Origin of the sequence: Modestobacter sp. L9-4 (assembly GCF_019112525.1) — a bacterium.
Taxonomy (GTDB): Bacteria; Actinomycetota; Actinomycetes; order Mycobacteriales; family Geodermatophilaceae; genus Modestobacter.
This window is the reverse complement of sequence record NZ_CP077800.1, coordinates 3,283,285-3,295,365: the sequence shown is the minus strand read 5'-3', so window position 1 is coordinate 3,295,365 and position 12,081 is coordinate 3,283,285. Positions and strand designations below refer to the sequence as shown.

Annotated in this window: 11 protein-coding genes; 3 read left to right on the top strand and 8 right to left on the bottom strand. The window is 73.5% G+C overall.

The annotated features are described in order from the left end of the window. Positions 1-48 precede the first annotated feature (48 nt). Positions 49-1,164, bottom strand: coding sequence for a peptide chain release factor 2 (prfB, locus tag KUM42_RS15570; RefSeq protein ID WP_237493436.1), 1,116 nt, complete (start codon positions 1,162-1,164; stop codon positions 49-51). Between the two features lie 46 nt (positions 1,165-1,210). On the opposite strand from prfB, the gene KUM42_RS15565 reads away from it, so the two are divergent. Then, positions 1,211-1,525: a DUF6343 family protein gene (locus tag KUM42_RS15565; protein WP_237493435.1), complete on the top strand. Its 315-nt coding sequence runs from the start codon at positions 1,211-1,213 to the stop codon at positions 1,523-1,525. Between the two features lies 1 nt (position 1,526). Here KUM42_RS15565 and KUM42_RS15560 read toward each other — a convergent pair whose 3' ends face one another. Together KUM42_RS15560 and KUM42_RS15555 are read right to left on the bottom strand one after the other, a co-directional pair. After that, complete coding sequence (locus KUM42_RS15560) at positions 1,527-2,528, bottom strand: hypothetical protein (protein ID WP_237493434.1); 1,002 nt, start codon at positions 2,526-2,528, stop codon at positions 1,527-1,529. Positions 2,529-2,574: 46 nt separating this feature from the next. Continuing rightward, a complete protein-coding gene (locus KUM42_RS15555; protein WP_237493433.1) occupies positions 2,575-4,347 on the bottom strand; it encodes a bifunctional diguanylate cyclase/phosphodiesterase in 1,773 nt (590 codons plus the stop codon). Positions 4,348-4,748: 401 nt separating this feature from the next. On the opposite strand from KUM42_RS15555, the gene KUM42_RS15550 reads away from it, so the two are divergent. Then, positions 4,749-4,979, top strand: coding sequence for a hypothetical protein (locus KUM42_RS15550; protein WP_237493432.1), 231 nt, complete (start codon positions 4,749-4,751; stop codon positions 4,977-4,979). Positions 4,980-5,043: 64 nt separating this feature from the next. Here KUM42_RS15550 and KUM42_RS15545 read toward each other — a convergent pair whose 3' ends face one another. From KUM42_RS15545 to KUM42_RS15530, 4 genes are read right to left on the bottom strand one after another with little or no spacing between them, the layout of a single operon-like run. Next, positions 5,044-6,384, bottom strand: coding sequence for a GH1 family beta-glucosidase (locus KUM42_RS15545; protein WP_237493431.1), 1,341 nt, complete (start codon positions 6,382-6,384; stop codon positions 5,044-5,046). 8 nt (positions 6,385-6,392) lie between these two features. Continuing rightward, entirely contained in the window at positions 6,393-7,232 is an 840-nt protein-coding gene (locus KUM42_RS15540; RefSeq protein WP_237493430.1) for a carbohydrate ABC transporter permease, read from the bottom strand. After that, a complete protein-coding gene (locus KUM42_RS15535; protein WP_237493429.1) occupies positions 7,225-8,205 on the bottom strand; it encodes a carbohydrate ABC transporter permease in 981 nt (326 codons plus the stop codon). Before KUM42_RS15535 ends, KUM42_RS15540 begins: the two co-directional genes overlap by 8 nt. After that, entirely contained in the window at positions 8,202-9,509 is a 1,308-nt protein-coding gene (locus KUM42_RS15530) for an extracellular solute-binding protein (protein WP_237493428.1), read from the bottom strand. The genes KUM42_RS15535 and KUM42_RS15530 overlap by 4 nt, the downstream gene beginning before the upstream one ends. Before the next feature lie 202 nt (positions 9,510-9,711). Between KUM42_RS15530 and KUM42_RS15525 the strand changes: the two genes are divergently transcribed. Further along, positions 9,712-10,938 carry an ROK family protein gene (locus KUM42_RS15525; protein WP_237493427.1) on the top strand — a complete coding sequence of 409 codons (1,227 nt, stop codon included), beginning with the start codon at positions 9,712-9,714 and terminating at the stop codon, positions 10,936-10,938. Between the two features lies 1 nt (position 10,939). Here the strand turns inward: KUM42_RS15525 and KUM42_RS15520 are convergent, their stop codons facing one another. Next, on the bottom strand, positions 10,940-12,064 hold the full coding sequence (locus tag KUM42_RS15520; protein ID WP_237493426.1) for an ROK family protein: 1,125 nt from the start codon (positions 12,062-12,064) through the stop codon (positions 10,940-10,942). Positions 12,065-12,081: the final 17 nt, after the last annotated feature.

Below are 12,081 nucleotides of genomic sequence, written 5' to 3'. Positions count from 1 at the left end.
GGGCCCCGCGGCGAGCTCGCGAGTCGTGGGGGGCACCGAGGCCCTTCATCAGTTGTCCTCGGCCTCGTGCTCCTGCTGACGCCGCCAGCGGATGCCGGCCTCGATGAAGGAGTCCAGGCCGCCGTCCAGCACGTCGCCGGGGTTGCCGCTCTCCATCTCGGTGCGCAGGTCCTTCACCATCTGGTACGGGTGCAGCACGTAGGAGCGCATCTGGTTGCCCCAGCTGCTGCCCTCGCCCTTGAGCGCGTCCATCTCGGCGCGCTCCTCCTTCTGCCGGACGACGAGCAGGCGCGCCTGCAGCACCTTCAGCGCGGCGGCGCGGTTCTGGATCTGGGACTTCTCGTTCTGGCAGGACACGACGATGCCGGTGGGGATGTGGGTCATCCGGACGGCGGAGTCGGTGGTGTTCACGCTCTGCCCACCGGGGCCCGAGGAGCGGAAGACGTCGACCCGGATCTCGTTCTCCGGGATCTCCACGTGGTCGGTGGTCTCGACCACGGGCAGCACCTCGACCCCGGCGAAGGAGGTCTGCCGGCGTCCCTGGTTGTCGAAGGGCGAGATGCGCACCAGCCGGTGGGTGCCCTGCTCGACGGAGAGCGTGCCGTAGGCGTAGGGCTGCTTGACCGCGAAGGTGGCCGACTTGATCCCGGCCTCCTCGGCGTAGGACACGTCGTAGACCTCGGTCGGGTACTTGTGCCGCTCGGCCCAGCGCAGGTACATCCGCATGAGCATCTCGGCGAAGTCGGCGGCGTCGATGCCCCCGGCCTCCGAGCGGATGGTCACCAGCGCCTCGCGGGCGTCGTACTCCCCCGACAGCAGCGTGCGCACCTCGAGCTCGTCGAGCACGGTGCGGATGCTGGTCAGCTCGCGCTCGGTCTCGGCGAGGGTGGCCTCGTCGCCCTCGTCGGCGGCCATCTCGTGCATCAGCCCGACGTCGTCGATGCGGCTGCGCAGCTCCTCGACCCGGCGCAGGTCGCCCTGCAGGTAGGACAGCCGTGAGGTGAGCGCCTGGGCGGCCTCGACGTTGTCCCAGAGGTCCGGCGCAGCGGACTTCTCCTCGAGGTCGCGCACCTCGCGGCGCAGGTCGTCGACCCGCATCACGGCCTCGATCGACTTCAGGGTCGTGTCGAGTGCGTCCAGGACGACGGAGAAGTCAGCAGCCACAGCAGCTCAGGGTAGTGCGCCCCGCCAGCGGGTACGACGTCGCGACATGAGCACGCCACCCCCGGACGACCGCTCGACGCCCGACGACCTCACCGAGTACGAGCGCGAGGACTTCCCGCGCGGCATCCCCGACTCGGCCCGCACCCTGCCCGAGGGCGGCGCCGCCTCGGCCCGCAGCGCACTGACCCTGCGGCTGGTGCTGGCCGCGTTCGGCCTGGTGCTGTGCACGGTGCTGGGCGTGCTGGCGCTGGCCTCCGACGTCTCGCCGGCCTACGCGGTGGTGCTGTTCGTGCTGGCGGCGGTCGCGCTGGTGGACCTGGTCGTCGTGGCCCGCCGCAAGCTGCGCGGCGAGCCCGGCTGACTCACTCGTACAGCACGTACTCCGGCTGGGGGTCCAGGGCGAGGACCTCCTCGGGGGTCATCAGCGGTCCCGAGCGGGTGTCCTCCTCGTAGAAGAGCTTGAACCCGGCGTGCACGAACGACGGCGTCCCGGCCATCACCCGCTCGTACGTGCCGACCTTGTCCGCGGCGGCGCCGATGCCGTCGACGCTCTTGACCACCGCGACCCCGGGCCGGTCGACCAGGGCCTCGACGCCGGAGACGATGTCGGCGTGCAGCTGGTGATACAGCATCACCTTCTGCGGCAGCCGGTGCTCGGTGACCAGCCCGTCGAGGTAGGCCGAGACCCCGTCGAGCTCGGCACCGGTGGTGGCGCCGAAGACGTCGCCCGGCACCTCCCCGGGGTCGACGGCCCACTCCGGGTCCAGCGCCACCCCGACGTCGGGCTCGACCAGCCACCGCTCGTAGTGCTGGACGGCGGGCAGGAAGTCGCCGGTGCCGGGCTGGATGCCCAGCAGCAGGACGCCGCCGGCGGCGCGGGCGGCGTCGAGGTAGGCCTGGACGGTCTCGTCGTCGGCGGCGGTGGCATAGGTGCCGTTGGGCCCGGGCTTGGGGTGCGCGGTGGTGGCGATGAGCTCGAACACCGGCAGCACGCTGCGGCCGTCGCCGTAGGGCTCGGCCTGCTCGCGCAGCCGGTCCGTGGCCGCGCCCAGGTCACCGGTCATCGGCCCCAGTGCGGCGGAGCCCGGGGCCCCGGAGAAGCCGACCAGCCGGTGGTCGGGGAACACCTGCGTGCCTCCCCCGGGCAGCTCGGCCCGGGTCGGCGTCGGGGTCGGCGTCGGCGTGGGGGTCGGCGTGGGGGTCGGCTCGGCGCTCGTCGGGGCGGCCGACGTCGGGGCCGGGGCGGCTGCCAGCGTGGCGTCGTCCCCGCCTCCCCCGCAACCGGCGGTCAGCAGCAGGACGCAGCTGCCGGCGGCGGCCAGCCGGACGGCGACGCGGGTCGGGGTCGATCGGCTCGTGCGCACGACGGAGGACCCTCGTCCGGTCGACGCCCGAGGGCAAACCGGACGGTCAGGCCGGCTGGGTGCTCAGGACGGCGTCGGGGCGGTGGCCGGCCAGCCAGCCGGGGACGTCGGCGGCCGGCATGGGGCGGGCGATGAAGTACCCCTGCGCGTAGGCGCAGCCGAGCTCGGTGACCAGGGCGAGCTGGTCGGCGGTCTCGACGCCCTCGGCCAGGCTGCGCATGCCGCAGGCCGAGGCCAGGCCGACGACGGCGGCGATGGCCGCGGCGGACTCGCTGCGCCGGGAGGAGGTGGCGGCGATGAGGCTGCGGTCCATCTTGAGCACCCCGGCCGGGATGGAGACCAGCTGGCTGAGGGAGGAGAAGCCGCTGCCGAAGTCGTCGATCGACACCTCGACGCCGGCGATGCGCAGCTGGGCGAACTGGGCGGCGGCCCGCAGCGGGTCCTCCGCGACGCTGGTCTCGGTCAGCTCGAGCAGCAGCCGCTCCGGCGCCAGGCCGGCCTCGGTGAGGGCGTCGAGGACGTCGGCGACCAGGGTGCCGGTGGCGAAGTGGGCGGCGCTGATGTTGACGCCGGTGATCAGCGGCATCCCGGCCCGCTCCCACTCGACGTTCTGCCGGGCGGCGTCGGCCAGCACCCACCGGGTCAACGGGACGACGATGCCGTACTGCTCGGCCAGCGGGATGAAGTCGCACGGCGCGAGCAGCCCGCGGGTGGGGTGCTGCCAGCGCACGAGCGCCTCGACGCCGGTCACCTCGCCGGTGGGCAGGTGGAGCACCGGCTGGTAGTGCAGCACCAGCTGGTCGGACTCGATGGCCTCGCGGAGCTCGGCAGCCACCAGCACGCGCTGCTCGACCGCCGAGCGCAGGTCGGGGCTGAACACCCGGACCCGGTTGCGGCCGGCCGCCTTCGCCGCGTACATCGCCAGGTCGGCGTCGCGGACCAGGTCGGTGGAGCGCAGCCCCTCGGCGACGGCGGGCGCGCCGGCCACGCCGATGCTCACGGTGAGCCGGGTGGAGCGCTCCCCGAGGTCGAAGGGCTCGTCGAAGGTGCGCTGGAACCGCTCGGCCAGGGCGACCGCGCCCTCGACGTCGCAGTCGCGGCACAGCACGACGAACTCGTCGCCGCCGAGGCGCCCGACGGTGTCCAGGGTGCGGGTGCTGCCGCTGAGCCGGGCGGCGAGCTCGCGCAGCAACTGGTCGCCGACCTCGTGGCCGAGGGTGTCGTTGACGTCCTTGAAGCCGTCGGCGTCGAGGAACAGCACGCTCACCGGGCCGCGGCCGGGCCGGTGCAGCTCGGCGTCGATGAGCTCGTGCAGGTGGGCGCGGTTGGGCAGGTCGGTGAGGTGGTCGTGCCGGGCGCGCCGGTCCGAGGCCTGCTCGGCCGCGACCCGGGAGGTGACGTCGGTGTGGGTCACCACCACCCGGCCGGACTCGTCGGCGCGGGAGGCCTGCAGGTGGAACCAGCGCAGTCCCGCGACGGTGCGCAGGCTGTAGTCGACGGCGACCAGGGAGCGCTCGCCGGCGGCCAGTGCGCGCAGCTCGGAGACACGGCTGCGGTTGGCGTCGTCGTCGGCCAGGCTGAGCATGACGTCGAAGTAGTTGTCGCCGACGCCGACCCGCAGCCGGTCGTCGGCCAGCAGGTCGCCGGAGGCCCGCCAGGCGGAGTTGACCAGCAGCATCGTGCCGTCGGCGTCGATGAGCACGGTGGGTGAGGGCAGGGCGTCCAGGACGCCGGCCACCAGGTCCGCGTGCGCCCGCTCGGCGACCTCGCCGGTCGCGACGTCGCGGGGCAGCTGCGGCCGGACCGTTCCTCGCGCCACGTGCACCCCCTGTGCTGGATGTCCGGGCGGCCGGCTGGCGCGTCCCGTGTCCAGGAGTCATCGGCAACGGCGGCGAGTGCTGCACCGCCGTCCCCTGGGGGGAACCGTAAAGGGTGAGGCGCCGCCCGGCGCCCTCACACCGGCAACCGGTCTTGCGGAGGTCTTGCGGTCGGCTGGCGCTGGGCTGCAGGTCCGGCCCGCAGGGTCGGGACATGGACATCGACACCGCGCACGCCCTGCTGGCCGAGCTGGAGATCCACGAGGTCGACGACCTGGGCGCCGGGTGGTTCGAGGCCGAGCTGGCCGAGCTGCTGCCGCTGGCCTGAGGCTGCGTCACCGCCCTCAGCGGGGCACCCTGGAGCCCGAGGGCCGACGACGTCCCTCGTGGGAGGGCCGTACCGATGAGCGTGCAGTTCCGCTGCGACCAGTGCGCGGAGGTGACCGACGCCGCGGCCGCCGTGGGGTGGGTCGAGGTGCGACCGCTGGGCGGGCACCCGCTGCTCCCGCCCGACCCCGTCCACCTCTGCCGGCTGTGCTGGGCGCGCACCAGCACCGCGGCTGCCGGGCCCTGCCCGGCCGGTGCGGCACCCCAGCTGAGCGAGCACGTGCAGAACCGCGACACCGTCCAGTGACGCCACCGCCCGCCGCCGTCCGGGGGGACGACGACGGGCGGGGACGCACGAGGGCGGGAGGAGGTCAGCCCCGCCCGGTGTGCTCGGCGACGATCCGGGCGTAGGTGCGGCCGCTGCGCTTGAGCGTGCGCTCCTGCGTCTCGTAGTCGACCCGGGCCAGCCCGAACCGCGGCCAGTAGCCGTAGGCCCACTCGAAGTTGTCCATCAGCGACCAGGCGTAGTAGCCCTGCACCGGGGCCCCCTGGGCGGCCGCGGACTCCACCGCGGCGAGGTGGTCGACCAGGAACGCGGTGCGCTCGGGGTCGTCGACGACGCCGTCCGGGCCGGGGGTGTCGTGCCAGGCCGAGCCGTTCTCGGTGACCAGCAGCGCGGGGGTGTCGTACTCCTTGGCCACGCGCAGCAGCAGGTCGGCCAGGCCCTGCGGGTGCACCTCCCAGTCCAGCGCGGTGGTGACCGCGCCGGGCACGGGCACCTGCCGGAACCCCAGGGTGGCGATCTCCGGGTCGGCGGTGATGCGCTGCCGGAAGTAGTAGTTCACCCCCAGGAAGTCCAGCGGCTCGGCCATCAGCGACGGGTCGCCGGGCAGCTCGGGGAGGTCGACGCCGTAGAGGTCGACCATGTCCGCGGGGAAGCCGCGACCGTGCACCGGGTCCAGCCACCAGCGGTTGACGTGCCCGTCGGCCCGCAGCGCGGCAGCCGCGTCGGCCTCGCTGTCGGTGGCCGGCTCGATCGGGCTGAGGTTGAGCACGATCCCGACCTGGGCGGCCGGGGCCACCGCCCGGATCGCCGCGGAGCCCAGCGCGTGGGCCAGCACCTGGTGGTAGCCGGCGTGCACCGCGCTGCGCAGGTCGCGCACGCCGGGGGCCATCCGGCCCTCGAGGTGGCCGATCCAGGCGGTGCACAGCGGCTCGTTCAGCGTCGTCCACCGGGTGACCCGGTCGCCCAGCCGGGCGGCGACGATGCCGGAGTAGTCGGCGAACCGCTCGGCGGTCTCGCGGGCCACCCAGCCGCCGCGGTGCTGCAGCGCCGAGGGCAGGTCCCAGTGGTAGAGCGTCGGGAACGGCTCGATGCCGGCGGCGAGCAGGTCGTCGACCATCCGGTCGTAGTGGTCCAGCCCGGCGGCGTTGACCGGGCCGGAGCCGGTGGGCTGGATGCGCGGCCAGGCGGTGGAGAACCGGTAGCTGTTGACGCCGAGCTCGCGCATGAGGGCGAGGTCGTCGTCCCAGCGGTGGTAGGAGTCGCAGGCGACGTCACCGGTGTCGCCGTGCTCGATCGCCTCCGGCACCCGGCCGAAGTCGTCCCAGATGGAGGGCCCGCGGCCGTCGGCGGTGGCGGCGCCCTCGATCTGGAACGCCGAGGTCGCCACCCCCCACCGGAAGTCGGCGGGCAGGGAGGGTGTGCTCACGGGGTTCCTCACTTCACCGAGCCGGCCGTGAGACCGGCGACGAGGTAGCGCTGCAGCAGGAGGAACCCGACGACGACCGGTGCGCTCACGGTGAGCGAGGCGGCCATGATCTGGTTCCAGTAGACGTTGTTCTGGGTCGCGTAGCCCTGCAGGCCCACGGCGAGGGTGCGGGTCGACTCGTCGGTCAGCACCGAGGCGAACAGCACCTCGCCCCAGGCGGTCATGAACGCGTAGATCAGGACGGCGACGATGCCGGGCACCGCGGCCGGGATGACCACCCGGAAGAACGCGCCCATCGGGCCGTTGCCGTCGACGGCGGCCGCCTCGTCCAGCTCGCGGGGCACCGAGTCCAGGTAGCCCACGAGCATCCAGACGGAGAACGGCAGCGTGAAGGTCAGGTAGGTGATGATCAGCCCCGGCCGGCTGCCGTAGAGGTCGATGCCCAGCTGCTGGCCGAGGTTCACGAAGATCACGAACAGCGGCAGCAGGAACAGGATCCCGGGGAACATCTGGGTCGACAGCACCGTCACCGAGAACAGCTGGCGGCCGCGGAACCGGTACCTGCTCACCGCGTAGGCGGCCAGCAGCGCCAGGGCGACCGAGGCCACCGAGGCGGTCAGCGACACGACCAGGCTGTTGAGGAAGTAGCGGCCCAGCGGGATGGTGCGCCACATCTCGACGAAGGCGTCGAGGGTGACCGTGGAGGGGAACCAGCGGAACTCCCCCTGGACGTCGCCCAGCGGCTTGAGCGACGTGGTGACCATTACCCACACCGGCAGCAGCGCGAACAGGCTCAGCAACGAGAGCCCGATCCGCCGCGACCACACGAACCACCGCGGCTCACGCATCGACGTCCTTCTTCCGCGTCAGCAGCAGGTACACCGCGGTGACGGCGAGCAGGAAGAGCAGGAGCAGCACGCTCATCGCCGACCCGGTGCCGAAGTTCCAGGTCACGAACGAGTTCTGGTAGATGTGCATCGAGATCAGGTCCGCCTGCTCCGGCGCCGACTTCCCGAAGAACGTGTACGGCACCGTGAACTCGTTGAAGGTCCACAGGAACAGCACCAGCAGCAGCACCTGGTTGACGCTGCGCAGGTTCGGCAGCGTCACGAAGCGCACCGAGCGCAGCACCCCGGCGCCGTCGATGGCCGCCGCCTCGTACTGCTCGGCCGGGATGGAGGACATGCCGGCGGTCAGGGCGAGGAAGGCGAAGGGCCACAGCCGCCAGACCTCGACCACGATCAGCGCCCAGAAGCTGTGGTCGCCGATCAGCCAGAACGGCCGCTCGTCGGTGAGGTGCAGCTGGTCGACCAGGACGTGGTTCACCATCCCGTTGTCGCGCTGGAGCATGAACGACCAGGTGATCACCGAGGCGAACACCGGCAGCGCGTACGGGATGAGGAAGATCGTGCGCACCAGGCCGCGGCCGCGGAAGGCGTGCTGGGTCCACACCGCCGCGGCCATCGCCAGCGCCCAGGACAGCGCCAGCACGATCACGGTGAACTGGATCGTCGTCCAGAACGAGTGCAGCAGGGCCTTGCCCGACGCCTCGTCGAACTGCAGGACGAACCGGTAGTTGTCCAGCCCCGCCCCGGGGGCCTTCGTCCAGTTCCGGATGAAGAACTGGGTGAGGCCCAGGAAGCTCATCCCGACCCCGATGAACATCGGGACGATGTGGATCAGCAGCTCGGCGACGACGACGGGCAGCAGCAGCAGGTAGGGCAGCAGCTGCCGCTTCTTGCGGCGGCGGGGGGCCCGCACCGGCGTGCTGCCGGTGCGGGCCTCCGTCCCGGCCTCAGGCGCCGGGTTGGCCGTGATCACCCGCCGAGCTGCTGCTGCGCGGCGTCCAGCTGCTCGCTGATCGCCTGCTCGGTGACGACGGTGCCGCTGGCCGCCTGGGCCAGCATGTTCTTCACCGCGGTGCCGACGAGGGTCTCGAACTGGCTCTCCTCGGCCACCGCGGGCATCGGCACGGCCTTGTCGTCGAGGATGCCCTTGAAGGTCTCGACCGCCTCGGTCTGGAAGGCCGGGTCGGTGTAGGCCTCCTGCACGGCCGGCAGCGAGCCGTAGGTCTTGTTCAGCGAGATCTGCGTCGGCGTGCTGGTCATGAACTTCACGAAGTCCAGGGCCTGCTGCTTGTGGTCGGTGCTGTCGAACACCGCGAGGTTGATGCCGGCGACGATGCTGGCGACGTCCTCGGCGCCGGTGGGGGCCGGGATCGGCGCCACCCCGATGTCGGCGGCGTCCATGCCCAGCTGGTCCAGCGACCCGGCCGCGGCCTGCCACATCACCATGGCGCTCTTGCCGGAGGCGAAGTCGGCCAGCGCCTCGGTGCCGTTGGCGTACTCGGCGTTGCTGGGGTTGGTGATCTTGTCCTCCTGGACCAGGTCCAGGTACTGCTTGATCCCGGCGACGTTCTCCGGGGTGTCGAAGGTCGGCTTGCCACCGTCGTCGAAGAACGAGCCGCCCTGCTGCTCGGAGAAGACGAAGACGTTGTGGATGTTCTCCGACACGCTGCCGCCCTCGATCGACATGCCCCAGTGGTCCGGGGTGGTCAGCTTCTTGCCGTCCTCGACGAGCTCCTCCCAGCTGGAGGGGGGCTCGGTGATGCCGGCCTCGGCGAACATCTTCTTGTTGTAGTAGAGCCCGTAGGCCAGCGAGTACAGCGGGACGGCGGTGGGCGGCTGGCCCTCGGCACCGGTGGCGGCGAGGCTGCCGGCGAGGAACCGGTCGGCGCCGCCGATCTGGGCCATCGTCGCGTCGTCGAAGGGGGTGAGCGCGCCGGTGGCCTGCAGGGAGGCCGACCAGGTGTTGCCGATGTTGAGCACGTCGGGGCCCTCGCCGGAGGCGGTGGCGGCCAGGATCCGGTTGAGCAGGTCCGACCACGGCACGACCTCGACGTCGACCTTGATCCCGGTCTGGGCGGTGAAGGCGTCGAGCTGCGGCTTGAGCACCTCCTCGTCGTTGGCGAGGCTGGTGCCCTGGTTGCTGGCCCAGTAGGTGAGCGTGACGTCCTCGGCCGATCCCGACCCCGAGCCCGAGCTGTCGTCGTTGCTCCCGCAGCCGGCCAGGGAGGCGGCGACGAGGGACACCGCGACGGCGCTGGTGATGCGCTTCAGTCTCACAACGGTCCTCCAGGTGGAGTGGGGTGCCGTTCTCCGGTGAACGTCGTCCGACCCACTTCCTTCACGACGTGAACTAAGTGCATCGGACGTGTGGCGTCAATCACCCGGTGCGTGTCCGTCACCGATTCGTGACCTTCCGCCGACGACGCCGGGAGCCCCGGGCCGCCGGTAGGCTCCCCGTTCTCAGCGTGGAGGTGCACGGGTGGACATCAGGGGCCGGTCGACGGTGCACGGCCTGCGCCGGGAGAACCGCGCCCGCGCCCTCTGGGACCTCTACCTCAACGGCCCCGGCAGCCGGCAGCGCATCGGCGCGGGCGCCGGCGTCAGCCCGGGCACGGTCAGCAACGTCGTCGGCGACCTGATGGACCAGGGGCTGGTGCAGGAGTCCGGCTCGCTGCCCTCCGGCGGCGGGCGCCCGTCCTCGATCGTGCAGATCGACCCCGGCTACGCCTCCGTGGTGGGCGTCGACGTGGGCGAGTCCTCGGTGCTCGTCGAGCTGTTCGACCTGGCCATGCAGGTGCGCGGCCGGCAGCGGGTGCCCACCGAGCTGGCCCGGCTGTCCCCCACCGAGGTGGTCGGGCAGATCGTCGCCGGGGTCGGCGCGGTGCTGGAGCAGTCGGGGGCGGGCACCGACGACGTCCTGGGCGTGGGCGTCGGCGTGCCCGGCCTGGTCGAGCACGCGCCGCTGGCGGTGGTGCACGCGCAGACCGTGGGCTGGGACGCCGTCCCGCTGGAGGCGCTGCTGCGCGAGCACACCCCGCTGCCGCTGGCCGTCGACAACGGCGCAAAGCTGCTGGGCCAAGCCGAGCACTGGTTCGGCGCCGCCCGCGGGGCCACCGACGTGGTGGTCGTGCTGCTCGGGCACGGGCTGGGCACCAGCATCTTCACCCGCGGCTCGGGCGCCCGGACGCCGATGAGCAGCCCCGGCGAGTGGGGCCACACCGCGGTCGTCGTCGACGGCCAGCCCTGCCGGTGCGGTGCCCGCGGCTGCCTGGAGGCCTACGTCGGCGCCGGCGCGGTGGCCGCCCGCTACGACCAGCTGCGCGGCTCCACCGACGGCCCGCCGGACGTCGAGGCGCGGGTGACCGCGCTGCTGGCCCGGGCCGGCACCGACCCGGCGGCGGCGACGGTGCTCGACGAGGTGGTGCGCTACCTGGGCGCCGGCATCGGCAACCTGGTCAACGTCTACAGCCCCACCCGGGTCGTGCTCGGCGGGTGGCTCGGACGGCAGCTGGCCGAGCTGCGGATGCCCGAGATCGCCGCGGCGGCGGCGCAGAACGCGCTGCGCACCCCGTTCGCCGACGTCGAGCTGCTGCGCGCCGACCTGGGCGCGGACGCCGTCGCGCTGGGCGCGGCGACCCTGCCGGTGGGCCGGTTCCTGTCCTCGGGCGGGCAGCGCGACGCCGTCCACCGGTCCAGCCCCGCCTGAGTCAGCGGCGCAGCGCCGCCCACCAGCGGTCCCACGCCTGCTCGGCGGCGCCGGCGAGCGGGCCGAGCGGGCCGAGCGCGGCGGGCACCACCGGCGGGGGCGCTGCCCGCCGGACGCGCATCAGCCCGGCGGTGCAGGCGGCGTGCAGCTCGTCGGGGGCGGCGGCCAGCACGTCGGCGGCCAGCCCGCCCAGCGTGACGACGCCGGGGTCCAGGGCGTTGACCAGCCCGGCGATGCCGCGGCCGAGGCGCGTGGCGACGGTGGCGACCGCGGCCCGGGCAGCGGCGTCGTCGCGGGCGATCACCGCCCGGCCGGCGGCGCCGGGGTCCCGGGGCTCGGGGTCACCGGCCAGCCGGGCCAGCGCACCGCCGTCCACGGCCGGGCCCCAGCAGCCGTGGGCACCGCAGGCGCAGCGCACCGCGGGGTCGCCCAGCGGCAGGTGGCCGTACTCCCCCGCCGTCCCGTGGGCGCCGCCGACGAGGTGGCCGCCGTCGATCAGTGCGCCGCCCAGGCCGGCGTCGACGAGCAGGTGCAGCGCCGAGCGGGCACCGACCGCCGCGCCCCGGCGCACCTCGGCGACCGCGGCCAGGGTCGCGTCGTTGCCGGCGACGAACGGGCCGGCGCCGGGTGAGACCTCGGCGAGGTCGACGTGCCGCCAGCCCAGGATGGTCGCGTCGAGGTACCGCTCGTCGGTGACGACGCCGGGGGCGGAGACCCCCAGCCCGCGCACCCGGTCGCCGAAGCGGTCGCCCAGCTGCGTCACCGCCGTCCCGACCTGCGCCAGCACGGCGGCGGCGGACTCCCCGGCGTGCGCGCCCTCGAGGGAGCCGACCGAGGCCCCGCCCAGCTCGACGGCGTCGACCCGCCAGCTCGCGTGGCTGATCGCCGCGGCCAGCACCACCGGACCCTCAGGGTGGGCGGTGAGCGGGCGCGTCGGCCGGCCGCGCGAGGTGGAGGGCAGCGGTGCGCCCTCGGCGAGCAGGCGCTCGGCCACCAAGGCGCCGACCACCTCGGCCGCTCCCCCGGTGCCGATGCCCAGCACCCGGCTGGCCTCGGCCCGGCTCAGCCCGGGGTGGGCGTGGACGGCGGCCAGCATCGCCACCGCACGGTCGGACAACGCGCCCACGCGCCCACCTCCCCAAA

Excerpts from the sequence above, each read along its gene's own strand:
- KUM42_RS15565 (WP_237493435.1), top strand. The coding sequence starts at position 1,211 with ATGAGCACGCCACCCCCGGACGACCGCTCGACGCCCGACGACCTCACC.
- KUM42_RS15550 (WP_237493432.1), top strand. The coding sequence starts at position 4,749 with ATGAGCGTGCAGTTCCGCTGCGACCAGTGCGCGGAGGTGACCGACGCC.
- KUM42_RS15540 (WP_237493430.1), bottom strand. The coding sequence starts at position 7,232 with ATGCGTGAGCCGCGGTGGTTCGTGTGGTCGCGGCGGATCGGGCTCTCG.